Here is a 21294-nt window from a genome sequence, read left to right as displayed (position 1 = left end):
CCGTCGGGGTACGGGAGGTACGGGTATGACCGACACGCCCGAGACCCGCGAGTTCGACGGGGTCGAACTCCGGAAGGTCCGCGAGTTCGTCTGGGAGATCCCGCAGTCGGGAGGGATGAACGCCCCGGCGCGAGTGCTCGCGAGCGACGCGCTCCTCGACCAGATCGCCGACGACAACACGCTCCAGCAACTGCGGAACTCGACGCACCTCCCCGGGATCACGAAGTACGCCGTCTGCATGCCCGACGGGCACCAGGGGTACGGCTTCCCCGTCGGCGGCGTCGGCGCCACGGACACGACCGACGGCTGCATCTCGCCCGGCGCCGTCGGCTACGACATCAACTGCGGCGTCCGGATGGTCCGGACGAACCTCACCTACGACGACGTCCGGGGCACCGAGGAGGAGTTGGTCGACAGCCTCTTCGCGAACGTTCCCTCCGGGCTGGGCGGCGGCGGCGTCGTCGAGGGCGACGCCGACACCGTCGAGGCGATCCTCGAACGCGGGATGGAGTGGGCGCTGGAGGAGGGGTACGCCACCGAGGACGACCTCGCTCACTGCGAGGACGAGGGACGCCGCCCGGACGCCCGCCCGGAGTTCGTCTCGCAGAAGGCGAAGGACCGCGGGCGCAACCAGATCGGGAGCCTCGGCTCGGGCAACCACTTCCTCGAGGTGCAGCGCGTCACGGACGTGTTCGACGGCGAGGTGGCAGAGGCGTTCGGGCTCCGCGAGGACCAGATCGTCGTGTTGATCCACTGCGGGTCGCGCGGGCTCGGCCACCAGGTCTGCACGGACTACCTCAGACGGATCGAGAAGCGTCACGGCGACCTGCTGGAGCGGCTCCCCGACAAGGAACTCGCGGCCGCCCCCGCCGGCTCGGAACTCGCCGACGAGTACTACGGCGCCATGTGCGCGGCGATCAACTTCGCGTGGGTGAACCGACAGCTCATCACCCACCGGACCCGGCGCGTGTTCGAGCGCGTGTTCCGGATGGACGCCGACGAGTTGGGGATGGAACTGCTGTACGACGTCGCCCACAACATCGCCAAGCGGGAGGTCCACGAGGTCGGCGTCGACGCCGACGGGACGGCGGTCGCCGAGGCGGACGCCGTCGACCACGAGGAGCGCGAACTGTACGTCCACCGTAAGGGGGCGACGCGCGCGTTTCCCGCCGGCCGCGAGGAGGTGCCGCCCGCCTACCGCGACGTGGGCCAGCCCGTGATCATCCCGGGGAGCATGGGCGCGGGCAGCTACGTGCTCGTCGGCGGCGCCGAGTCGCTGCCGGAGACGTTCGGCTCGACCGCCCACGGCGCCGGGCGGGTGATGAGCCGGACGGCCGCGAAACAGGAGTACTGGGGCGAGACGGTGCAGGACGAACTCCGCGACCAGGACCACATCTACGTGAAGGCGCAGTCCGGCGCGACCGTCGCCGAGGAGGCGCCGGGCGTGTACAAGGACGTCGACGAGGTCGTCCGCGTCAGCGACGCGCTCGGTATCGGCGACAAGGTCGCGCGGACGTTCCCCGTCTGCAACATCAAGGGGTGAGGCCGGCCGAGGCGGAGGGAGGGGCTGACAGGCGACGCGGGGGCAGTTCACGGCGCGGTGCGTCGCACACCCGCGGAAGCGCCGTGGCGAGGGTCATCGCACGGCCCCGCTGGCCCCGGCTTCCCACGAAAACGTTCGGGTGGCCGTTCCGGGGACGCCACCGCCGCCCGCGACGACTACGGCCGCGCCCTCAGTAGAAGCCGCCCGTCGGTCCCGACGGGCCGTCCGGTCCCCGCGGGGCGTCCGGGCCGCGGCCCTCCGCGAGTTCGACCGTCTCGCCGTCGGTGGCGGCGCGTCGCGGGTCGAGTTCCTCGCCGTCCTCGAACTTCACGAACGAGAGGTAGAAGCGTTCGCCGCAGCCGTCGGCGCCGTCGTCGGCGGGCGCTGGCGACTCGCCGCAGACGAACGCGACGCCGTCGGCGGCGCCGTCCTCGAACGGCTCGTCGGGCGCGGCGTACGTCCACCCCTCGAACGGGTACGGGGTGACGGCCTTGTCCGAGAGGTAGCCGTCGCGCTCCAGTTCGACGAGCGTGCCGCAGTGTGGACAGTAGTAGCTGACAGGGTACCCCATACGGGTACGACGGGCGCCGCGCACTTGCGGCTGTCGCCGGCGACGACGGGGGTGTTCGCGCGGCCGGGAACGCGGACTTGAAGCCCCCCGGACACGAGGATCGGGCAATGACACCCGAGGAGACGGTTCGGGCGTACTACGACGCCCTCCGCGCGGGCGAACCGCTCGCGCCGTTCTTCGTCGAGTCGCCCGCGACGGTGAAAGTCGGGATCGGCGAGCGGTTGGTCGGCTACGCTGACGTCGCGAACGGCCTCCGCGAACAGACGCGGACGACGGACGACTGGGACGTCGAGAGCCACGACCTCCGCGTCGTCGAGCGGGGGGCCACGGCCGCGGTCAGCGACGCGGTGACCCTCTCGTGGTACGACACGGAGGCGTTCACCGAACGGACGTACGAGACGCGGTGGAGCGGGACGCTCCTGCCGAGCGACGACGGCTGGGCGTTCGCCGGGATGCACGTCTCGACCGCGACCGACCGGGACCGCTGATGGTCGGGCCGAGCATCACCAAGGAGGAGCGCGATGCCACGAACCGCCGGCTCAAGATCGGGCTGGTGGTCCTCATCGGGATCTCCGGGGGCCTGGTGTCGCTCCAGGTCGACCCGACGCCGGCGCAGTTCGCCGCCGCCGTCGGCGTGTCGTCGGTCCTCGGGTTCGCGCTCACGTGGTTCGTCGTGCGCACGCTCCGGGAGTTCTCGCCGAAGCGGTGAGCGACCGCCGCCGGCCGGCGGCGCGTCGGGCCGCGACCCCGTCGGCGGGGCTCAGGCGACCCGGCGGATCCACGCGCCGGGGTCGTCGAACTCCGCGTCGGTCGGGAGGTTCTCGGCCCGCTCCCACACCAGCGACGCGGTCCGGAGGTCGGTCTCGTCGGCGACGGCCGCGAAGAACGCCGCGCCGCGCTCGTACTGGCGCCGTTTCATCCCGAAGCCGAGCAGCCGCTTCAGCAGGTTCGTGATCGGGTCGCCGCCCTGCCGGCGCGCGTCGAGTTTCGCCCGGAGGTCGTCGTACTCGTCGTCGAACGCGCGGTCCATCAGGAGTTCGGCGTACCCCTCGACCGCGGTCATCGCGGTGTTGAAGCTCGCGGAACGCCTCGCGCGACTGCGCGCCGGCGCCCAGCAGCGAGCCCCCCTCGCTCAGCGCGCCGATCCCCTCCTCGACGCGCTCCTCGAGGTAGCCGGGGAGCCACGGCGCGGCGCCGAACTCGGCGGCGTGGGCGACCTCGTGGAAGGCGATCCAGCGCCGGAACCGCGGGTAGCCCACGTCGAGCTCGACCGCCGCGCGCCGGATGTTCGGGCGGACGAAGTACAGCCCGTGGTCGGTCTCGTCGGCGCCCGCCAGCAGGAGGGGGTCGTACTGCCCGAGGACGTTGCGCGCGAGGAACGCCAGCGACACCGCCATCGTCCCGGAGTTGATCGAGCGGGCGACGCCGGGGAACACGCCGCTGGCCTGCTCCTCCAGCGGGGCCAGCACGCGGCGGAACGTCTCGACGTTCGCGTCGATCCAGTGGTGGCGGTGTTGCACCTCGACGCTGTCGGGGAGGTCGAACTCGACCCCCGAGGCCGCGCGGAGCCCGTCGCGGGCCGCCCGCACGTCGTCGGCGAACGCCGTCCGCTCGGCCGGCTCCATCCGCAGGTCGCCCGGCTCGCAGCCGCCCTTGGCCGCCTCGGCGACGGCGTCCCAGTCGATGACGCCGTCGGGTGCGTCCGCGGCGTCCGCGATCGCGCGGAGACTCCGCGTCAGATCCATACCCCCGGTCGGGGACCGGACGGGATAGGCCTTCCCCCCGGGCGGCGGGCGGGGGCGACCGACCCCCCGAGGGCTCGTGGACGCTTCGGGCGATTTAAGACCGAACGGCGGCCCCGTTCACGGTATGCAACGAGTCGACGTCGCCATCGTCGGCGGGGGGGCCGGCGGGGTCGGCCGCCGCACACGCCGCCGCCTCGAACGGGGCCGACGCCCTCGTCATGGAGAAGGGCGTCCCCCGCGCGGACCGCGAGCGGCTCGGCCCGGACTCGACGGACGCCGCGGGCATCCTCGACTACTGGGTCGACATCATGGGCATCCACCCGGACGAGTTCCCCGAGGGCGTCCTGCAGGACCACCTCGACCGCGCGGAGTTCATCGGGCCGAACGAGGCGTGTACGCTCCGGTCGACGGGGATCGAGTCCAGCTACGACCACTTCGGGTACACGATGCACCGCGCCCGCTTCGACGACTTCCTGCGCGACCGCGCCGAGGCGGCCGGCGCCGAGTACCGCGTCAAGGCGTCGGTGAAGGGCGTGGAGACGGACCCGTCGGCCGGCGTCGGCGGCGACGACCCGCGACACGTGCTCTCGCTGGCCTCGGGCGACGAGGTCGGCGCGGACTTCCTCGTGCTCGCGGACGGCCCGCAACGCACGGTGACGAACCGCGTCCTCGACGACCTCCTCCCGGACGGCGCGAAGGCGTCCGAGCGCCTCGCGTCGACGCGGACCAACCACATCGCCTACCAGGAGTACCGCACGTTCCCGCAGGAGGTGTACGACGAGGTCGACGGCGCCATCAAGTTCTGGTGGGGCGTGATGCCCGGCCACACGGCGTACCCGTGGGTGTTCCCCAACGCAGACCGCGTCTGCCGCGTCGGCCTGACGATGCCCATCGGGATGGACCTCGACGAGATCGACGACCGCGAGCAGTACGCGCTCATCCACGAGGACGACGAGCGCGTCCCCTCGGGCAAGGAGTACGTCCGCCGTCTCCTCGAACGCGAGTGGGGCGACGAGTACGACATCGAGGAGGACTTCCCCCTCGTCGAGGAGGCCGGGAAGACGAAGGGGACCGAGACGTACCCCATCTCCTCGACCAAACCGATCGAGAGCCCCGTCGACGCCGGCGTCTGCGTGACTGGCGGCGCGATGGGGGCGACCAGCGCGTTCCACGAGGGCGGCGACCACGTCGCCGTCCGCACGGGCGCCATCGCGGGCGAACTCGCCGCCGCGGGCGACGTGTCGGCGTACAACGACCGCTGGCGCGACGCCATCGGCGACGAGGTGTTGCGCAACGTCGCGATGGCGGAGCTGTGTCGCGGCTACGGCCCCGCCGACTGGGACGACGCGTTCCGCATCGGCCGGCGGATGCTGGCGGACGGCCGCGGGTACCGGATGTTCGAACAGAAGTTCGGCGCCGGCTGGGGGGCGACGAAGCTCCTCCTCCGGTACCAGTGGATCAAGTGGAAGCACCGGGGCGGCCGGTACGTCCAGTTGACCGAGGACGAGTACGCGTACTGAGCCGGGACCGCGTCGGCGCGGCGACGCCGCCCCGACGAACACAAGACCCTTACCGACACCTTCCGGGCGCTGTGGTGTGCACATACGTCCCCTCCCGGCTGAAGAGGCCGCCGTGCGTCGCTACGTCGAGGAACTGTGGCTTCCGTACAACCGCGAGTTGGAGCGAACGGTCGCGGAGTTCGCGTTGGCGGACCGGCCCGACGCCGACCTCGTCGACGCCGAAGCCGAGTTCCGATCGGGACGGCTCGCGGAGGACGGGTTCGAGATCTGGATCGCCGTCGACGACGCGGCCGCCGACGGGGTGGACGCGGACGCGGAGCTGGGCGCCGCCGACCTGCCGTTGGCCGGGTTCGTCGCCGCCGAACGGGAGCCGGCGCCGACCGTGTTCGACCGCCCCGACCGGCTGGTGATCGACGACCTGTACGTCCGTGAGCTGTACCGTGGCGGGGATCTCGCACGCGATCTAGTGGGGCGAGCCGCCTCGTACGCCGAGGCGGCGGACTGCCCGCAGGTCGCGCTCGACGTCGACACCGACAACGAACGCGCCCGGGCGTTCTACGACAGCCTCGGCTTCGAGCCGCGTCGCCACCGGCTCGTCGTCGACACCGCGGAGCTGTAACCGGCGCTCCCGGTCTACATCCCCATGTCCGCGGCGTCCTCCGGCACCGGCAGGTCGTGCACGGCGACGCCGAGCAGTTCGGCGACGTGGTCCAGCGCCATGTCGAACCCGTAGTAGCGCTCCAACTCGTCGCCGGCGGGGCCGCCCTCGCGCACCTTCAGCATGGCGTACCCCTCCACGTTCTGTGCGACCGCCGCACGGCGGCCGTCGCGCTCGAACGTCAGCTGTCGCTCCCCGTCGGTCTCCTCGTACGTCGCCGTGATCCCGTCGGCCTCGGCGCTGCTCATACACACGCATGGGACGGGAGGTACTCGGCGGTTGCGGTCGCGACACCGCCGCGGTCGGTGGGAGCCGACCGACGTCACGGGAGAGAGTGCCGCCGCTCGGGGTCGTGAAGACGGAATGAGTGGCGGACGGGCCGGCGTTGCCCGGGAGTTCCGCTGCGGGGAATCCCGGTCGCTGACTCCGCCCCGCGGCCCGACGAGCGACGAACGTCCGGTGGTGGGCTGCTCGCTTCCGCGCCTGACCCGGTGCCACCGACGAACCGTGGGAGGGCACCCCTGCGGGTGCGCCCCGGCGGACCGTCGTCCCCGGCGGACGAGGCTTCTCCGTCAGCTTCCGAGGCCCACGACGGGCGTCCCGGACGCTGCCGGCGTTCGGTCCCCGCTGAAGACTCTATGGCGGGAGACGAGCAGGGCCTAACTGCCCGACCTAGTCCACCACAACGTAGTCCGGTTCGACTTAAGGGCCTTCCGGTACGGCACGACCGACCGACGGCGAAAACCGTGTGACCGCGCGGCCTCCCCGCCGCGGACCCTCCCGACCGCGGCGCGTCTCCGGTCGCCGTCGGCCCGCGTTACAGCACCGCCCGGGCGTAGGCGCCGGCGCTGACGGGCACCAGCGCGGCCACGCCGAGCACGAGCCAGCGGTGCCACAGGATCCAGCTTCGCGGACGCGGGGAACGAGTAGAGGTTCTGCACGTCGACGGCGAGCGCCCACGCCGCGGCCAGCGCGAACAGCGCGAGGCCGGCGACGACGGCGATGCCGGCGACGGTGTCGGCCGGACGGCGCTCCTGTCTGCCCGAGAGGAACACGATCACGAGCAGCGCCGCGAGGAACCCGACGCCGGCGGCGCCGAGCGTCCCGGAGGCGTAGTACACCGACAGCCCGGTGCCGGCGTCGGCGATCAACAGCAGCGGCGCCGCCAACGAGAGCAGCAGCGCCAGACAGGCGACGATCCCGGCGGTGGGTGCGGCGTCGGCGAGGTCCATGGTGTCGGAACGCCGGGCGGCGCGCACTTAACGGCGATCGATCCCGGTCGGCGCGGGCGGTCGGCTCCCGCCCGCGGCGGCGGTCGGTTGGGAGGCGACCGTCCCGTCCGAAGGGCAACGCCGAAGTAGACGCCCGCGGAGGCTCGGGTATGGAAGACGTCGCGATCGTCGGCGCGTCCATGACCCGGTTCGGGCAGCGGGACGCGTGGATCAGGCAGCTACTGGCGGAGGCCGGACAGGCGTGTCTGGAGGACGCCGGCGTGTCGGCCGACGCCGTCGAGCACCTGTACGTGTCGAACATGGCCAGCGGGGAGTTCGAGGGACAGACGGGCGTCCCGAACGCCCTCGCGCACGACCTGCAGGCGGTGCCGGCGTACACCGCCCGCATCGACCAGACCTCGTCGTCGGGCGGGGCGGGCATCTACGCCGCGTGGCAGTCGGTCGCCTCCGGCGCCTCCGACATGACGCTGCTCGTCGGCGGCGAGAAGATGACCCACCGGTCGACCGCCGAAGCGACGGACGTCATCGCGTCGCTCACGCACCCCTGCGAGTACAAACACGGGCTGACGCTGCCGAGTTTCGCCGGGCTCACCGCGCGCCTGTACCTCGACACGTACGACGCGCCCCGCGAGAGCCTCGGGAAGGTCGCCGTGAAGAACCACAAGAACGGCGTCGACAACCCCCACGCGCAGTTCCGCAAGGAGGTCGATCTGGAGACGGTGCTCGACTCGCCCGTCGTCGCCGACCCGCTGCGATTGTACGACTTCTGCCCGATCACGGACGGGTCGGCCGCGCTGCTGCTGTGCCCGGTGTCGGTCGCCGAGGAGTACGCCGACGACTACGTCACCGTCACGGGCATCGGCGGCGCCACGGACACCCACGTCGTCCACGAGCGCGCGGACCCGACGACGATGCGCGGCGTCGTCGAGTCCAGCGATCGGGCCTACGAGATGGCCGGCCTGTCGCCCGACGACGTCGACGTGGCGGAACTGCACGACATGTTCACGATCCTCGAGTTCCTCCAGTTCGAGGACCTCGGCTTCGCCGAGAAGGGCGAGGGGTGGAAGGCCGTCGAGGAGGGGCGCACCGACCGCGACGGCGAGCTCCCGATCAACACCTCCGGCGGGCTGAAGTCGAAGGGCCACCCGCTCGGGGCGTCCGGCGTCGCGCAGGCGTACGAGGTCGTCCAGCAACTGCGCGGCGAGGCCGGCAAGCGACAGGTCGACGCGGACGTCGGTCTCGCGTGCAACGTCGGCGGGTTCGGGAACTGTGTCACCACCGCGATCTTCGAGGGGGTGGACGCGTGAGCGACCGCGAGGGCGAGCGAAGCGCGCCCTCGAACCGAGCGGGGAGCGGATCGACCCGCGAGGGGGAGCCGAGCGAGCCCGCGACCGACGGTGGCGAAGACGCCCCCGCCTTCGAGGCGGCGCGCTACCCGGACGGGTCGATCACCTACCCCGCGCACCCGGTCGGCCCGGGCGGCCAGGAGCCCGTCGACACGGTCGACCTGAGCGAGCACACCGCGGAGGTCGTCACGTGGACCACCTCGACGGCGACGCCCCCGGGCGTCCGCGAGCCGAACCACGTCGCCGTCGTCGAGTTCGACGTCGACGGCGAGCCGGTGCGCGCCATCGGGCAGGCGACCACCGGCGACCTCGCCATCGGCGACGAAGTCGAGCCCGTCTACTGCGCGGAGCTGCGCGACCCCGAGGCGGGGATCCGCGAGCCCGCGAGCCAGGAGTGGGACGGGTTCCGCTTCCGGCCGGTCGAGTAGTCGAGGCCCCGCCGGACGCCCGTTCTCAGCAACAGTCGGCCAGCGCGCGCCGCGTCGTCTCCCCGTCGACCGTCCCGACGCGGCAGTCGTCGGCACAGTCGAGGTCGGGGGGACAGTCGACGAACTCCACCGAGCGCGTCACCCCGTCGAGCGCGGCGACCAGCCGCTCGCCCCCGTCCGTGAGCCGGTAGCGCGGTGTCGGCGGCGACGTCGCCGCGACCTCCCGCCGGATCAGCCCCCGCAGCCGCAGGTCGCGGAGGCGACGCGCGAGCGTCTTCTCCGGCACCTCGTCGAGGTCCGTGTGGAGGTCGCCGAACCCCCGCGGACCGTCGCGCAGGCCCGCGAGGACGTGGAGCGCCCACTTGCCCGAGAGCGCGGCGCGGAGGTCCGCCAGCCGCTCGTGCCGGTCGTCCGGATCGTCGTCGGTCACGGCCGACGATCGGCCGGACGGGACATAACCGCGTCGCCGACTGTCGCGCCCGACAGCGGCTGTCGGCGGCGACAGGGGGCACGGGGGACGACGACGGTTGCCCCCGTCCATCCGCCCGCATGACGACCGAACACGACCGCGACTGCCGTCCCGAATCCGACCGAACCGACCGGATCGAACTCCCCATCGCGACGCTCCGCGCGCTCGCGGGGTCCCGTGGGTGCCGGTGCGGGTGTTGCGACTGCTCGTGCGGGTGCTGTGACTGCCCGTGCGGGTGTCGCGACGTTCGCTGTGGACGCGACCTCGCGGCGGGGTGCTGTGGAGAGGGCGCCGCCGGACCGACGAGAACCCTCCGCGCCGGCGACCGGTGCGGCTGCTGTGTGCGCTGACCGTCGACGTCGTCCCGTCGGGCCTACCTCTCGTCGTCGGCGTCCGTGTCCGACGTGCCGTCGGCGGTGGCACCGTCGTCGGACCCGTCGGCGCCGTCGTCCCCATCGTCGGGCTCGGTATCCGCGGCTTCGGCCGGCGAACGGTCGGGCCCGTCGGCCGCGTCGTCCGACTTCCCCATCCGACGCTTGATCGACTCCAGTTCCGCGTCGACGTCGACCTGCGGCGCCGGCTCCTCCTCGTCCGGGTCGTCGTCCTCGGCGTCCGTCCGCGAGTCCGTGGCGTCCCGCCGCTCGTCGTCACCGTCCGTCGTCCCGTCGGGACCGCCGACGGCGATGCTCACCGGACCGTCGTCGCGCCGGCCGCCCCGGCCGCGCTCGTCGCGGCGCTCGCGCTCCCGCTCGCGGTCGACCGTCGCGCGCGACTCGCGCACCCGGCGCTCCAACTCGGCGCTCAGGTCGCGGGCGTCGGCGACGAGGTCGCGGCTCTCGTCGTCGTTCGGGAGGTCGGCCTCGGCGAGCGTCTCGCGGAGGCGCGCGAGCGCGTCGGCGGCGTCGGCGGTCGCGCGGTCGGTCGCGGAGGTCACGCCGTCGGCGAGCGCGTCCGAGAGGACCGAGCGCCCGAGCCCGCGGCGGTCGCGCCGGCCGCTCCGTCGGCGGCGCCGCTCGGGCGTCTCTCCGGGCGCCGCGAGGTCGATGACGCCTTGGAGGAGTTCGAGCGCCTCGACGGTCGCCTCGAGCACCGCGACGACGGTCGGGATCGTGTAGTCGCTGGTGAAGCGGAACAGTTCGCCCACCGCGGGCGGTCGCGGCGGCTCGCGGGTCGGTCGGCGGCGGCCGCCGCGGTCGTCGCGTCGCCGGTCGGGGGAGCGTCCCCCCCGCTCTCGCTCGCGGTCCGTCAGTTCGGCGCGGAGGTCGGCGAGCGTCGTCTCCAGTTCGTCGACGAGCGCGGCGAGCTCCTCGTCGTCGCGGGGGTCCCGGAAGGGGTCGGCCATACGGATCGTGTTGTTCGCGTTCGGGGATAACAGTTGGTGCGCGGCCGGGGCGGGCGCCCGACGGCGGCGGTCCCTCAGCGCGGCTTCGCGCGGCGGTACTGGACCGGCCACGCGACGTCCTCTCCCAACTCGCGGGCGGCGTGGAGCGGCCAGTACGGCGACCGCAGGAACTCCCGCGCCATCAACACCGCGTCGGCGCGCCCGTTGGCGACGACCGCCTCCGCCTGCTGGGGTTCGGTGATGCCGCCGACCGACGCGACGGCGATGTCGACGCCGGCGTCCGCGACGTGCTCGCGGATCACCTCCGCGTACGGGAGTTGGTAGTTCGGTCCCGCGTACGGCACGTCCTGCGCGGGCGAGATGCCGCCCGCGCTCACGTCGATCAGGTCCGCGCCGGCCTCGGCGAGCAGCGGCGCCAGCCGGGCCGACTGGTCGACGTCCCACGAGGGTTCGTCGTCGATCCAGTCGGTCGCGGAGATGCGCACGAACACGGGCTTGTCGTCGGGCCACACCGACCGGACGGCACCCGTCACCTCCCGGAGCAGGCGAGTGCGGTTCTCGAAGGAGCCGCCGTACTCGTCGTCGCGGTCGTTGGCGACCGGCGAGAGGAACTCGTGGAGGAGGTAGCCGTGGGCGGCGTGGACCTCGGCGACCTCGAAGCCGGCCTCGCGGGCGCGCTCGGCGGCGTCGGCGAAGTCGGCGACAACGCCCTCGACCTCGTCGGTCGCGAGGCTGCGGGTCGGCGCCTCGTCGCCGTCGCGCGGGTACGGTCCCGACGGCGCCACCGTCTCCCAGCCGCCCTCCTCGACCGGGACCGGACCCCGGTCCTCGTCCCACGGGCGGTACGTCGACGCCTTCCGGCCGGCGTGGGCGAGTTGGATCGCGGGCACCGACCCCTGCGACCGGACGAAGTCGGCGATCGGCGCGAGCGCGTCGCGCTGTTCGCCCGTCCAGATCCCGAGGTCCTGCGGCGAGATCCGACCCTCCGGCGACACGGCCGTCGCCTCCGTCATCACGAGGCCGGCGCCGCCGACGGCGCGCGACCCGAGATGGACGAGGTGCCAGTCGGTCGCGACCCCGTCGGGCGAGGAATACTGACACATCGGCGAGACGAACACGCGGTTCGGTATCTCCGTGCCACGGAGCGTGAGCGGCGAGAACAGGTGATCGACCATGTGCGTGGTGGGAGGGGGCGCTACTAACGGCTGGCGACGGCCGACGGCCTTGCCACTACCGAGGTCGCGGCCCCCGGCGGCCCCGCCGCGCCGCCCGTCGATCCCGGGGGGTTTTCACACGTACCGCGTCACGGTCGCGCCATGGGACTCTCTACGGACGAGATCATGCAGCTCAGTCTGGACCTCGTGGGGTGGGACGAGGTACCGGCCGACAGTACGGTGTACGTCTCCGGCGAGGACGTCGAGACGGCGCTGGTCGGCATCGACCTCGAGTCGCCCGAGATCCAGTTGGCGCACGACCGCGGCTACGACCTCGCGCTCGCGCACCACCCGACGGGGACGAGCGCCCGCCTCGAGTTCCCGGAGGTGCTCGACAAACAGGTCGAGTTCATGACCGCCCACGGCGTCCCCGAGAAGGTCGCCGAGGAGGCCGTCGCCGACCTCCGCTCGCGCATGGACCACGGCGGCCACTCGATGAACTACCGACACGACCCCAGCGTCGCCGAGCTGCTCGACCAGCCGTACCTCAACACGCACCTCGCGCCCGACGAGTACGGCCGCCGCGTGTTCCGCGAGGTCGCCGACGACATGGCCGCGGGCGCGACGGCCGGCGACTTCGTCGACGCGCTCGGCGCGATCCCGGAGCTCCGGGACGCCGAGACGGACGTGCGCCTGCGCCTCGGCGAGTGCGACAACGACCTCGGCGAGGTGGCGGTCCACCACGCCGCCGGCACCAACGGCGGCGCGTCGGTCGCCCGCACGTACTTCGAGCACGGCGTCGACACCGTCCTCTACATCCACGTCGGCGCCGGCGACACCGCGGAGTTGCGCGAGGCGTTCGCCGACGCGGGGAAGAACCTCGTCGTCACCGGCCACATCGCCAGCGACGCAATCGGGATGAACGCGCTCGTCGACGCGCTGGAGGAGCGCGGCGTCGCGTGCGACACCGTCTCCGGGTGCGGGATCGGCCGCGAGAACTGACGACGCCACGCGGCCCCGCCGGGGGCGGGACGTGGCGACGAGCCGTCGTTTAGGCAGACCAAAATCTATTTGCGTGGCGGGCGGCGAGGGAGTGCCAATGAGCGAGGACCTGCTCGCGGACCGTCGCGTCGACGCCGCCGTCCGGGCGGCGACGCCGCCGGTGAACGTGACCGCGCTGCGAACGCGACCCGACCGGACCGTGTTCACCGAGGACGACAACGCCGACGGCTGGATCGCGACGGACCTGACGGTCGCGGTCGAGCAGTAACGGTCGGCGAAAAACGGGAGACCGGCGACGGCGTCCGCTGTTACTCCATCGCGCCCGCGGTGACGAGCGTGTCGTCCTCGAGGTAGTGTTCGAGGTGGTGCGCGTCCTGTTCGACCCGCACGATGTGCTCGCGGAGCAGTTCGCCCGTCGCGAAGTCGCCGAGGCGGTCGGCCAGTTCGACGTGCTCGCGCAGGCTCTCGATGACGTCGCCGTACATCGCCACGTCGTGCTCCAGCGACGTGCGGATGTCGTACACGTCCTCGTCCTCCGGCTCGAACGGCGCTTCGGCCTGCAGCGTCGCCATCGAGGCGTGCGGGACGCCGCCCAATGCCTGCGCCCGCTCGGCGAGTTCGTCCGCGAACGCCTCGGCGTGCTCGGCGGCCTCGCCGAGGAACAGGTGGAGGTCGCGGAACTCCGCGCCCTCGACGTTCCAGTGGTGTTTCTTCAGTTGGTGGTAGAGGACGTACGTCGCCGCGAGATCGGTGTTGAGCGCGTCGACGATCTGTCGGGCCTTCTCGGCGTCCATCCGCAGCGCCTCCGAACCGGTGACCTCGCCCGCCGACTTGCGCACGTGCTTCTGGGTACTCATACTGTACGTCGACGTACGCGCTCCGAGGGCTTAAATCTGGATTTGACACAAGTTCGCTTTCGACATCGCGAACTTCTGTTTCCGTTCAGTTAGTCGTCCCGCCGGTCGCCGGGGGCCACGCCGTCCGGCGGTGCCGCCGGCGGGTTCGAGCACGGGGGCGAACACCCGCCGTTCGGCGAGCACGTTCGGGTCGAGGTCGACGACGGCTAAGTGCGGGACGGCGACGGTCGGCATACCCGCAGGCGTCAGCCCCGGCGGGAAGGCCCGGCGGTTCGGGCCCCGGATATGGAAACGCCCTTGTAGCCGACACACCCATCCTCGGCCATGAGCGACGACGATCCGGCCGAGGAAGCCGAGGAGGCCGAGGAGACGGAACTCGTCCCCGAGGTGTCCGCCGAGGACCTGGAGGCCCGGCTGGACGAGGCCGCCGAGGCGCTGGAGGCCGCCGAGACCGAGGCCGACCTCGACGACGTGGAGGGCGACCTCGACGCGGTCGAGGCGGACCTCGAGCGCGCGGACCTGCCCGAACCGGACGAGGACGACGACGAGGCCGAGGACCCCCGCGCGGACCTCGAGTCGCGGCTGTCGGACCTCCGCGACGACCTCGAGGAGCAGCGCGGCCCGTACGCCGCCGACGTCGTCGACGACGTCGCGGACGTGCAGGCGACGCTCCGCGACACGCGCTGGACCGAGGCCGGCGAGGCCGACCTGCCCGCGGTCGTCGACGAGTTCGTCGCCGCGGTGAACGAGGCGCTCGGGACCGAGCTCTCGCGCGACGGCGACGACGACCCCGAGGCGCTCGCGGCCGCGCTCGACGAGCCGACGGGCGCCGTCGAGGACGCCGGCCTCGACGCCGACGAGGACGCCGACACCATCGCGGCGCTGCTGGAGGCGACCGACGCGCTGGCGACCGGCGTCGACGACGCCGAGGAGTGGGACGACCTCGAGACGTACGAGCAGCTGCAGGCGCAGGGGTTCTACGACGTGCTCGGTCACTACAAGGACTTCCCGCCGGAGCTGTCGGCGCTGAAGGCCCACGAGCAGGCGGGCAACGTCGAGATGGTGCTGCTCGCGCTCGACTCGCTGGGCTCGGAGTTCATGGAGGAGCACGCGCTGAACGCGCTCGTCCGGATGAACGACCAGGGGGCGTTCGAGGCGATGCACCAGCGCGCCGGCAAGCGGGACCAGGCCGCGATCAAGGCGCTCGGGAAGATGGCCGCCGAGGACGCCGTCGAGACGCTCGTCGACTACGTCGACTCCGACTCCAACCCCGCGCTCCAGAAGGTGACGTTCAAAGCGCTCGGCGAGATCGGGCACGCCGACGCCGTCCAACCGCTCGCGAACAAACTCGCCATGGAGAACGACGAGGTCCGGCCGTACGCGGCGCGTGCGCTCGGCCTCATCGGCGACACGCGCGCCGTGGAGCCGCTCGCCGACGCCGCCGCCGACGACGAGAGCGACAACGTCCGGGCGGCCGCGCTGTGGGCGCTCCGGCAGATCGGCACCGAGGCGGCCCTGGAGGCGGCCGCCGAGTTCGACGACGACCGCGCGTTCATCGTCCAGACCGAGGCCGAGAAGGCCCGGGACGCGCTCGACGCCGGCGCCGAGGAAGCCGCGGCGTAAGCCGGGTGGGCCGCCGCCGCGTCCCGCTCGCCCCGTGCTACAACAGTTCGCCGACGAACAGCAGCGCGAACCCGAGCGCGACGAGCAGTCCGCCCGCGCGGCCCAGCGCCGTGTGCTCCGTCACCTCGGCGGGCGCGATGTCGATGTCGTAGCTGTCCCACTCCTCCTGGTACGAGACGTACGACGGCACTTGGAAGAACTCCAGCGCGATGAGCGCGCCGCCGACGGCGCCCAGCGCGGCGCCGACCAGCCGCACGCCGCCTGCGATGGCGACCATACCGAGAGGGACCGGCGGCGCGGCAAAAACACACCGAAGCGAGCCGACCCCGACCCGCCCGGAGGCGTCCGGCGCCGTCCCCGTTGCCGGGGAGGGTTCAAGTACCGGAACGGGCCCACTCCGTCGCAGTGGGACGCGACCGCCGCCGCGGCACGCTCGTGCTCCTCCTCGTGGTCGCGAGCGCCGCCGTCGTCGGGGGCGCCGCCACGGCCGGCGCGACGAGTGCCGACGGCGCGACCGCGACCGACGCGGCCCCGCGGGTCGTGGCGCTGCTCCCGAACCCCGTCGCCGCCGGCGACGCGGGCGAGTACGTCCGGCTGCGACTGCCCCGGGGGAACTGGACGCTGAGCGACGGCGAGGACCGGATCCGTATCGAGCGCGGTCGAGCGGGCGCGGTGCTGGTGACCGACGACCCCGAGGCGATCGTCGCGCCGCCGAACGGGAGCGTCGTCGCCGCCCCGCTGTCGCTGTCGAACGCGGGCGAACGGCTCGTCCTCCGGCGCGGCGGCCCGGACGGTACCGTCGTCGACGAGGTGGCGTACGCGGACGCCCCCGAGGGCGAGCGGTGGCTGCGGGACGCGGACGGAGGGGACCGGTGGCGACCCGTCGGGTACGCGCCCCGCGACCCGGTCGCGTTGGGGGCCGCGAACGCCACCGCGTTCGTCCTCCCGGACGCGCCGGGGGCGGCCGTCGAGCCGATCAGGCGGGCCGAGGACCGCGTGCTCCTCGCGGGGTACACCTTCGCCTCCGAGCGCGTCGCCGACGACCTGATCGCCGCCCGCGAGCGCGGCGTCCGGGTCCGGGTCCTCCTCGACGGCGCCCCCGTCGGCGGGATCACCGACGTCCAAGCACGGCTCCTCGACCGGCTGGTCGATGCGGGGGTCGACGTCCGTGTCGTGAGTGGGCCCCACGCACGGTTCCGGTACCACCACGCCAAGTACGCCGTCGCGGACGACGCCGCGGTCGTGTCGACGGAGAACTGGAAGCCGAGCGGCACCGGCGGCGCCGACAACCGGGGGTGGGGCGTGGTGCTCCGGTCGCCGACGGCGGCCGACGCCCTCGCGAAGCTGTTCGCCGCCGACCGTGGCTGGCGCGACGCCGTCCCGTGGCGGACGTTCCGCGCCGGCCGGACGTTCACGGACGCGCAGCCGGCGACCGGCAGCCACCCCCGCCGGCACGCGCCGGCGACGGTCCGCGTCGAGCGCGCGACGCTGTTGACCGCGCCCGGCAACGCCGAGGCGGGCGTCGTCGCGGTCGTCGACGACGCCGAGCGGCGGGTCGACGTGTTGCAGCCGACCGTCGAGCCGGGGGCGTTGCTTGCGGCGACCAGACGGGCGGCCAAGCGAGGGGTCCGGGTCAGGCTGCTGCTGTCGAACGCGTGGTACGTCGCCGAGGAGAACGCGGCGCTGGTCGACTCGCTGAACCGCTGGGCCGACCGCGCCGGGGTGCCGTTCGAGGCGCGTGTCGCCGACCCGGGCGGGGCGTTCGGCAAGGTCCACGCGAAGGGCGTCGTCGCCGACGACACCGCGGTGGTGGGGTCGCTGAACTGGAACCCGACGAGCGCGGGGGAGAACCGGGAGGTCGTCGTCGCGCTGGAGGGCGCGGGCGTCGCCGACTACTACCGGGAGAGCTTCGAGGCCGACTGGCGCGGCGAGGGCGGCCGACCCGGGGGCGCCGTCCCGCCGCTGGTGGCCGTCGCGGCGGTGGGCGCGGCGGCGGGGACCGTGCTGTACCTCCGGCGTCGGCTCGCGTTCGACGGTGGAAACGGGGGACCCGGCCCGTCGGAGGGGGACGACCGTGGACCGATCGGGTAGAGAGCGGTCGCGAGCGGTCGCGAGCGAGCGGCTCAGTCGTCGAGTTCGATCGTCGTCGACAGCTCCTCGTCGAGTTCGGCCTCCGCCATCTTCTCGACGAGCGCGTCGATGACGTCCTCGCGGCGCCCCTCGACGAACTTGATCGAGCCGACGACGAGGTGGCCGCCGCCGGAGACGCCGCCGCCGTGGACCTCCTCGTTCAGCTCCGTGACCATCTGCGGGATGTCGAGGCGCACGCCGTCGGAACGGAGGACGGCGAAGTCGGGGCCGTAGCCGATGGTGATGACGGGCTCGCCCGTCGCGCGTACCTTCCGGTCGTGGAGTTCGCCGGTCGTCTTCCCCGGCGCGGGGTAAGTGAACCGCTTGGCGAAGTTCTCCAGGTCGATGCGGTACAGGTGCGCGTCGGAGTCGAGGCGCTCGTGTTCGACGTGCGGCTCGACGGCGTCGAGCTGTTCTTCGACGTCGCGGGCCGCGCGCGTCGAGAGGAACTCGACGAGGTCGCGGTGACGCTCGTCGTCGTCGGCGCCCACGTTGAGCACGTCGCCCACGAGCGTCTTCCCCTCGCTGTAGCGCAGCCAGTGGGCGGCGTAGTCGAGCGCCTCGCCGATGTCCTCGATGTCGTCGCGGTCGTAGCCGGCCGTCTCCGCGAGCGCGAGGAACTCGTCCATGACCTCGGCCTTCGAGCGGTCGGACAAGCCCGCGACGGCGGGCACGTGGCGCAGTTCGTCCGTGACGCTCGGGTCGATGAGGCGCGCGAGCTCGACGCACAGCATCCCCGTCGTGATGCGATAGTCCTCGTCGTGGAGGTAGGGGTTGACGTGGTGGTCGAGCAGGTCGTTCACCGCCTCCGGGTCGGGGTGGTGGTGGTCGACGACCGCGATGGGGACGTCGTAGTGGGCGAGGTTCTTGTACGCGGGGACGTCCTCCTCGGTCGACCCGTTGTCGAGCATGAGCAGGAACGGGAGCTTCTGCCCGTGGCGGGCGCGCCCCTCGAGCGCGAAGTTGAGGTCGCGGGTGACGTCCTCCATCTCGTAGAACGGCGCCTTGCTCGGGAGGCGCTTCAGCGTGTGGCGGGCGGCGTCGTCGCCCTCGTGGACCTCCTCGATGAAGTTCTCCAAGGCGAGTTGGACCGGGATGGCCGCACACATGCCGTCGCCGTCGGCGTGGTGGCGGATGCGGATCGGGCGCCCCTCCAGCACCGTCCGGCGGAGCGTGCGCGCGAGGTCCTCGAGTTCCGGGCGCAGCGACTCGAACGCCTCCCACTCGACGAGCGGGTCGACGGCCGACGGCTCGGCGCGCTCGGCCATCGCCTCGTCGAGCCGTTCCCGGGCGGCGGCCGCGGCCTCGCCCGAGAGGACGGTCACGTCGTCCACCTCGAGCTGTCTGTCCCCGTTGTGCTCCTCGACGGTGCCGGCGACGCGGGCGACGTCGCCGATCTCGACCTCGGGGTACGCGCGGACGCCGGCCTCCTGGAAGGCGGCGGCCGCGAGCACGCCCGACTCGTCGGCGACGTGGAAGATGGTCGGCCCGCCGGTCTGCTTGATCTGGGTGATCTCCCCCTCGACGGTGACGTGGTCGCCCACGCGGCCGTCGGCGACGGCGGTGATCTCCGGTTCGTGCTCGACGGCGAGCACGTCGGCCTCCTCGAGGTCGACGTCCGCGAGGTCGAACGACACGTCGCCGTTCTCCTTGATCTCCTCGAGGAGGACGACCAGTTCGTCGCCGACGTCGAACGTCTCGCCGTCGAGGTTCGACTCGTGGAGCAGCCCCGAGACCTCCTCGGAGACGTCGACGAAGACGCCGTAGTCGACCACGCCGTTGACCGTCGCGACGTAGCGCGCGCCGACCTCGACGTCGGTGAGCGTGCACGTCGGATCGAGTTCGTAGACCGCGGGTCGGGAATCCCCCGCCCCGTTCTCGCCGGAGTCCCCGGCGGCGGAATCAGTCATACACGGAAGTCAGTGACGGCAGGTGTTAAGGGTTGTAGTATCGATCCAGCGGGGTCGGAGCCACGGCGGGCCGCGGGCCGGCGAGGGCCGACGCAGCCGTGGCTCCGCGTACCGACACCCTTAGTTTGCGTCCGACCCGACTTCGGACAATGCGACTGTTCCGGTCGAGCGAGGTGCTCGGCATCGCCGCCGAGACCCTCGAGTTCGCGTTGGAGGCCTCCCGGGACACCCACCCGAACGAGTACATGGGGTTCCTCCGCGCGACCGACGCGCGCGACCTCGGCCTGGAGAAGCGGGGGCAGGTCATCACCGACGTCCTCGTGATCCCCGGCACCACATCGACGCCGGAGTCGGCGACCGTCCAGGAACACATGCGGCCGAACTCCTCGCGGGCCGTCGGGTCGATCCACTCCCACCCCAACGGCGTCCTGCGCCCCTCGGACGCCGACCTCGCGACGTTCCACGCGGGGGAGGTCCACATCATCGTCGGCGCGCCGTACGAGCGCGGCTGTTGGAAGGCGTTCGACTCCGACGGCGACCCCCGCGACCTCGACGTGCTCGACGTGGCGCTGCCCGAGGACGAGGCGTTCTTCGACTTCGACCAGACCGACATCGACGCGGAGCTGTACGATGAGTGAGGACGCCGCCGAGCGGACGGACGGTAAGGCGGCGGCCGCGAACGACCCCGACGCCGCCGGGTCGCGGACCGCGCTCGCGCAGGGCACCTTCGACATCCTCCACCCGGGGCACCTCCACTACCTCGAGGACGCCGCGGCCCGCGGCGACGAACTCCACGTGATCGTCGCCCGGCGCGACAACGTCACCCACAAGCCGAAACCGGTGTGCCACGACCGGCAGCGACGGGACATGGTCGCGGCGCTGTCGGTGGTCGACGAGGCCCACCTCGGCCACCCCGAGGACTTCTTCGTCCCCGTCCGCGAGATCGACCCCGACGTGATCGTGCTCGGGTTCGACCAGCACCACGACGAGGCGGCCATCGCCGGCGCGCTCGCCGCCGAGGGGATCGACGCCGAGGTGACGCGCGCGACGGGGCGGGAGCCGCGGTACGAGGGGGAGTTGCTCTCGACCGGGGACATCATCGACCGGCTGATCGACCAGCGGGGCTGAGGCGCGCCGCCGCGCGGATCAGCGTCGGGGCTCCGCCGCAGCACCAGACTCCGTCGCCCCCCAGAGGTAGACGGGCGCCAGGCCGACCGCGAGCGCGCCCAGCGCGACGGCGACGATGGCGAGCGACTGGAGCGCGTCGACCCCCGCGACGCTCCCCGGACGGCGCCGGGCGTCCCGGCCGCCAACAGGATCGTTCCCGCCGCCCACAGGCCGAACGCGCGGCGCGTGTCCGACACGGTGACCGCGTCGCCGAGCCTGACGTAGACGGCGACGAGGCCGATGCCGGCCGCGAGCGCGATGCCCGCACCCGCCAGCGCGAGCAGCACCGTCACCAACTGTGCGGTGGCCAAGTGGCTCGTCATCGCCGGCCCCGCGGGCGAGGAGCCCTCGTGCGTCGGTCGCTCACGGCCGCCTCACGGGCGATCGTACCGCTGGAGCCCCTGCCGGACGGCGGCTAACAACCGAGCTTCGTCTCCGCCGTCGGCGTCGGTGAGCGCGGCGACCGCCTCGGCGGCGAACTTCGACTGCGCGGCGACGCCGCCGGCGCCCGTCCAGGGGCCGACCGCGGCGATGGAGAACGTCATGGGGTCAGCGAGCCCCGGCGGCGACAAAAGCGTGCCGGGGCGGCGAACGACG

General features: G+C 72.8%; 24 protein-coding genes, 1 other RNA gene and 3 pseudogenes. 13 read left to right on the top strand and 15 right to left on the bottom strand.

Annotated features, from left to right (window positions below; genetic code table 11):
- Positions 1-25: 25 nt before the first annotated feature.
- Positions 26-1543 (top strand): RtcB family protein, encoded by a 1518-nt coding sequence (locus tag P0R35_RS04960; RefSeq protein ID WP_284014108.1) that lies wholly within the window; start codon positions 26-28, stop codon positions 1541-1543.
- 190 nt (positions 1544-1733) lie between these two features.
- Here P0R35_RS04960 and P0R35_RS04955 read toward each other — a convergent pair whose 3' ends face one another.
- The gene (locus P0R35_RS04955; protein WP_284014107.1) at positions 1734-2114 is read right to left on the bottom strand and encodes a DUF7969 family protein; all 381 of its coding nucleotides are present in this window, start codon (positions 2112-2114) and stop codon (positions 1734-1736) included.
- A gap of 107 nt (positions 2115-2221) precedes the next feature.
- Between P0R35_RS04955 and P0R35_RS04950 the strand changes: the two genes are divergently transcribed.
- Positions 2222-2602 (top strand): nuclear transport factor 2 family protein, encoded by a 381-nt coding sequence (locus tag P0R35_RS04950; protein ID WP_284014106.1) that lies wholly within the window; start codon positions 2222-2224, stop codon positions 2600-2602.
- Positions 2602-2823 (top strand): DUF8527 family protein, encoded by a 222-nt coding sequence (locus P0R35_RS04945; RefSeq protein ID WP_284014105.1) that lies wholly within the window; start codon positions 2602-2604, stop codon positions 2821-2823. Before P0R35_RS04950 ends, P0R35_RS04945 begins: the two co-directional genes overlap by 1 nt.
- Positions 2824-2874: 51 nt before the next feature.
- Here the strand turns inward: P0R35_RS04945 and P0R35_RS04940 are convergent.
- Positions 2875-3859 (bottom strand): annotated as a pseudogene (locus tag P0R35_RS04940) (zinc-dependent metalloprotease).
- A gap of 124 nt (positions 3860-3983) precedes the next feature.
- Here P0R35_RS04940 and P0R35_RS04935 point away from each other — a divergent pair.
- Positions 3984-5379: pseudogene (locus P0R35_RS04935) on the top strand (NAD(P)/FAD-dependent oxidoreductase).
- A 76-nt stretch (positions 5380-5455) separates the two neighbouring features.
- Complete coding sequence (locus P0R35_RS04930) at positions 5456-5998, top strand: GNAT family N-acetyltransferase (RefSeq protein ID WP_284014104.1); 543 nt, start codon at positions 5456-5458, stop codon at positions 5996-5998.
- A gap of 14 nt (positions 5999-6012) precedes the next feature.
- Here the strand turns inward: P0R35_RS04930 and P0R35_RS04925 are convergent, their stop codons facing one another.
- From P0R35_RS04925 to P0R35_RS16605, 4 genes and pseudogenes are all read right to left on the bottom strand, one after another.
- Positions 6013-6285: a DUF7111 family protein gene (locus tag P0R35_RS04925; RefSeq protein ID WP_284014103.1), complete on the bottom strand. Its 273-nt coding sequence runs from the start codon at positions 6283-6285 to the stop codon at positions 6013-6015.
- 120 nt (positions 6286-6405) lie between these two features.
- Positions 6406-6720, bottom strand: an RNA gene (ffs, locus tag P0R35_RS04920) — signal recognition particle sRNA.
- A gap of 134 nt (positions 6721-6854) precedes the next feature.
- Complete coding sequence (locus P0R35_RS16610; RefSeq protein ID WP_432765043.1) at positions 6855-6917, bottom strand: hypothetical protein; 63 nt, start codon at positions 6915-6917, stop codon at positions 6855-6857.
- 100 nt (positions 6918-7017) lie between these two features.
- Positions 7018-7269: pseudogene (locus tag P0R35_RS16605) on the bottom strand (DUF7548 family protein); the annotation flags it as partial.
- 149 nt (positions 7270-7418) lie between these two features.
- Here P0R35_RS16605 and P0R35_RS04915 point away from each other — a divergent pair.
- Complete coding sequence (locus P0R35_RS04915) at positions 7419-8576, top strand: thiolase family protein (RefSeq protein WP_284014102.1); 1158 nt, start codon at positions 7419-7421, stop codon at positions 8574-8576.
- A gap of 140 nt (positions 8577-8716) precedes the next feature.
- Positions 8717-9043: an OB-fold domain-containing protein gene (locus P0R35_RS04910; RefSeq protein WP_284014567.1), complete on the top strand. Its 327-nt coding sequence runs from the start codon at positions 8717-8719 to the stop codon at positions 9041-9043.
- Positions 9044-9068: 25 nt separating this feature from the next.
- Here P0R35_RS04910 and P0R35_RS04905 read toward each other — a convergent pair whose 3' ends face one another.
- The 3 genes from P0R35_RS04905 to P0R35_RS04895 form a co-directional block, all read right to left on the bottom strand.
- Positions 9069-9473: a winged helix-turn-helix transcriptional regulator gene (locus P0R35_RS04905; RefSeq protein ID WP_284014100.1), complete on the bottom strand. Its 405-nt coding sequence runs from the start codon at positions 9471-9473 to the stop codon at positions 9069-9071.
- Between the two features lie 412 nt (positions 9474-9885).
- Positions 9886-10854 carry a DUF7547 family protein gene (locus P0R35_RS04900; RefSeq protein ID WP_284014098.1) on the bottom strand — a complete coding sequence of 323 codons (969 nt, stop codon included), beginning with the start codon at positions 10852-10854 and terminating at the stop codon, positions 9886-9888.
- Positions 10855-10928: 74 nt separating this feature from the next.
- The gene (locus tag P0R35_RS04895) at positions 10929-12029 is read right to left on the bottom strand and encodes an NADH:flavin oxidoreductase/NADH oxidase (RefSeq protein WP_284014097.1); all 1101 of its coding nucleotides are present in this window, start codon (positions 12027-12029) and stop codon (positions 10929-10931) included.
- Positions 12030-12170: 141 nt separating this feature from the next.
- Between P0R35_RS04895 and P0R35_RS04890 the strand changes: the two genes are divergently transcribed.
- A complete protein-coding gene (locus P0R35_RS04890; protein WP_284014096.1) occupies positions 12171-13010 on the top strand; it encodes a hypothetical protein in 840 nt (279 codons plus the stop codon).
- Between the two features lie 97 nt (positions 13011-13107).
- Entirely contained in the window at positions 13108-13278 is a 171-nt protein-coding gene (locus P0R35_RS04885) for a hypothetical protein (protein ID WP_284014093.1), read from the top strand.
- A 40-nt stretch (positions 13279-13318) separates the two neighbouring features.
- Here the strand turns inward: P0R35_RS04885 and dpsA are convergent, their stop codons facing one another.
- Positions 13319-13867 carry a DNA starvation/stationary phase protection protein DpsA gene (dpsA, locus tag P0R35_RS04880; RefSeq protein WP_284014092.1) on the bottom strand — a complete coding sequence of 183 codons (549 nt, stop codon included), beginning with the start codon at positions 13865-13867 and terminating at the stop codon, positions 13319-13321.
- A 30-nt stretch (positions 13868-13897) separates the two neighbouring features.
- The gene (locus P0R35_RS04875) at positions 13898-14101 is read right to left on the bottom strand and encodes a hypothetical protein (RefSeq protein WP_284014091.1); all 204 of its coding nucleotides are present in this window, start codon (positions 14099-14101) and stop codon (positions 13898-13900) included.
- 90 nt (positions 14102-14191) lie between these two features.
- Between P0R35_RS04875 and P0R35_RS04870 the strand changes: the two genes are divergently transcribed.
- Positions 14192-15490, top strand: coding sequence for a HEAT repeat domain-containing protein (locus P0R35_RS04870; RefSeq protein ID WP_284014090.1), 1299 nt, complete (start codon positions 14192-14194; stop codon positions 15488-15490).
- A gap of 37 nt (positions 15491-15527) precedes the next feature.
- Here P0R35_RS04870 and P0R35_RS04865 read toward each other — a convergent pair whose 3' ends face one another.
- A complete protein-coding gene (locus tag P0R35_RS04865) occupies positions 15528-15767 on the bottom strand; it encodes a hypothetical protein (protein WP_284014088.1) in 240 nt (79 codons plus the stop codon).
- A gap of 128 nt (positions 15768-15895) precedes the next feature.
- Between P0R35_RS04865 and P0R35_RS04860 the strand changes: the two genes are divergently transcribed.
- Positions 15896-17581: a phospholipase D-like domain-containing protein gene (locus P0R35_RS04860; RefSeq protein ID WP_284014087.1), complete on the top strand. Its 1686-nt coding sequence runs from the start codon at positions 15896-15898 to the stop codon at positions 17579-17581.
- A gap of 32 nt (positions 17582-17613) precedes the next feature.
- Here P0R35_RS04860 and han read toward each other — a convergent pair whose 3' ends face one another.
- On the bottom strand, positions 17614-19530 hold the full coding sequence (han, locus tag P0R35_RS04855; protein ID WP_284014086.1) for a Hef-associated nuclease: 1917 nt from the start codon (positions 19528-19530) through the stop codon (positions 17614-17616).
- Positions 19531-19679: 149 nt separating this feature from the next.
- Between han and P0R35_RS04850 the strand changes: the two genes are divergently transcribed.
- Both P0R35_RS04850 and P0R35_RS04845 read left to right on the top strand, forming a co-directional pair.
- Positions 19680-20168, top strand: coding sequence for a Mov34/MPN/PAD-1 family protein (locus P0R35_RS04850; protein WP_284014084.1), 489 nt, complete (start codon positions 19680-19682; stop codon positions 20166-20168).
- A complete protein-coding gene (locus P0R35_RS04845; RefSeq protein WP_284014083.1) occupies positions 20161-20658 on the top strand; it encodes an FAD synthase family protein in 498 nt (165 codons plus the stop codon). The genes P0R35_RS04850 and P0R35_RS04845 overlap by 8 nt, the downstream gene beginning before the upstream one ends.
- 18 nt (positions 20659-20676) lie before the next feature.
- On the opposite strand, the gene P0R35_RS04840 is transcribed toward P0R35_RS04845, so the two are convergent.
- Together P0R35_RS04840 and P0R35_RS04835 are read right to left on the bottom strand one after the other, a co-directional pair.
- Positions 20677-20865 (bottom strand): hypothetical protein, encoded by a 189-nt coding sequence (locus P0R35_RS04840; RefSeq protein ID WP_284014082.1) that lies wholly within the window; start codon positions 20863-20865, stop codon positions 20677-20679.
- A 206-nt stretch (positions 20866-21071) separates the two neighbouring features.
- Entirely contained in the window at positions 21072-21242 is a 171-nt protein-coding gene (locus P0R35_RS04835) for a hypothetical protein (protein WP_284014081.1), read from the bottom strand.
- Positions 21243-21294: the final 52 nt, after the last annotated feature.

Source organism: Halobaculum litoreum, from assembly GCF_030127125.1.
In the GTDB taxonomy this organism is placed as follows: domain Archaea; phylum Halobacteriota; class Halobacteria; order Halobacteriales; family Haloferacaceae; genus Halobaculum; species Halobaculum litoreum.
This window is presented reverse-complemented; position numbering and strand designations above follow the sequence as displayed.

What these genes read in the sequence shown, in the direction of transcription:
- P0R35_RS04960 (WP_284014108.1), top strand. Translation starts at nt 26, where the DNA reads ATGACCGACACGCCCGAGACCCGCGAGTTCGACGGGGTCGAACTCCGG.
- P0R35_RS04870 (WP_284014090.1), top strand. Translation starts at nt 14,192, where the DNA reads ATGAGCGACGACGATCCGGCCGAGGAAGCCGAGGAGGCCGAGGAGACG.
- P0R35_RS04895 (WP_284014097.1), bottom strand. Translation starts at nt 12,029, where the DNA reads ATGGTCGATCACCTGTTCTCGCCGCTCACGCTCCGTGGCACGGAGATA.
- P0R35_RS04955 (WP_284014107.1), bottom strand. Translation starts at nt 2,114, where the DNA reads ATGGGGTACCCTGTCAGCTACTACTGTCCACACTGCGGCACGCTCGTC.
- P0R35_RS04950 (WP_284014106.1), top strand. Translation starts at nt 2,222, where the DNA reads ATGACACCCGAGGAGACGGTTCGGGCGTACTACGACGCCCTCCGCGCG.
- P0R35_RS04865 (WP_284014088.1), bottom strand. Translation starts at nt 15,767, where the DNA reads ATGGTCGCCATCGCAGGCGGCGTGCGGCTGGTCGGCGCCGCGCTGGGC.
- P0R35_RS04845 (WP_284014083.1), top strand. Translation starts at nt 20,161, where the DNA reads ATGAGTGAGGACGCCGCCGAGCGGACGGACGGTAAGGCGGCGGCCGCG.
- han (WP_284014086.1), bottom strand. Translation starts at nt 19,530, where the DNA reads ATGACTGATTCCGCCGCCGGGGACTCCGGCGAGAACGGGGCGGGGGAT.
- P0R35_RS04850 (WP_284014084.1), top strand. Translation starts at nt 19,680, where the DNA reads ATGCGACTGTTCCGGTCGAGCGAGGTGCTCGGCATCGCCGCCGAGACC.
- P0R35_RS04835 (WP_284014081.1), bottom strand. Translation starts at nt 21,242, where the DNA reads ATGACGTTCTCCATCGCCGCGGTCGGCCCCTGGACGGGCGCCGGCGGC.
- P0R35_RS04875 (WP_284014091.1), bottom strand. Translation starts at nt 14,101, where the DNA reads ATGCCGACCGTCGCCGTCCCGCACTTAGCCGTCGTCGACCTCGACCCG.
- dpsA (WP_284014092.1), bottom strand. Translation starts at nt 13,867, where the DNA reads ATGAGTACCCAGAAGCACGTGCGCAAGTCGGCGGGCGAGGTCACCGGT.
- P0R35_RS04890 (WP_284014096.1), top strand. Translation starts at nt 12,171, where the DNA reads ATGGGACTCTCTACGGACGAGATCATGCAGCTCAGTCTGGACCTCGTG.
- P0R35_RS04885 (WP_284014093.1), top strand. Translation starts at nt 13,108, where the DNA reads ATGAGCGAGGACCTGCTCGCGGACCGTCGCGTCGACGCCGCCGTCCGG.
- P0R35_RS04945 (WP_284014105.1), top strand. Translation starts at nt 2,602, where the DNA reads ATGGTCGGGCCGAGCATCACCAAGGAGGAGCGCGATGCCACGAACCGC.
- P0R35_RS04915 (WP_284014102.1), top strand. Translation starts at nt 7,419, where the DNA reads ATGGAAGACGTCGCGATCGTCGGCGCGTCCATGACCCGGTTCGGGCAG.
- P0R35_RS04925 (WP_284014103.1), bottom strand. Translation starts at nt 6,285, where the DNA reads ATGAGCAGCGCCGAGGCCGACGGGATCACGGCGACGTACGAGGAGACC.
- P0R35_RS04900 (WP_284014098.1), bottom strand. Translation starts at nt 10,854, where the DNA reads ATGGCCGACCCCTTCCGGGACCCCCGCGACGACGAGGAGCTCGCCGCG.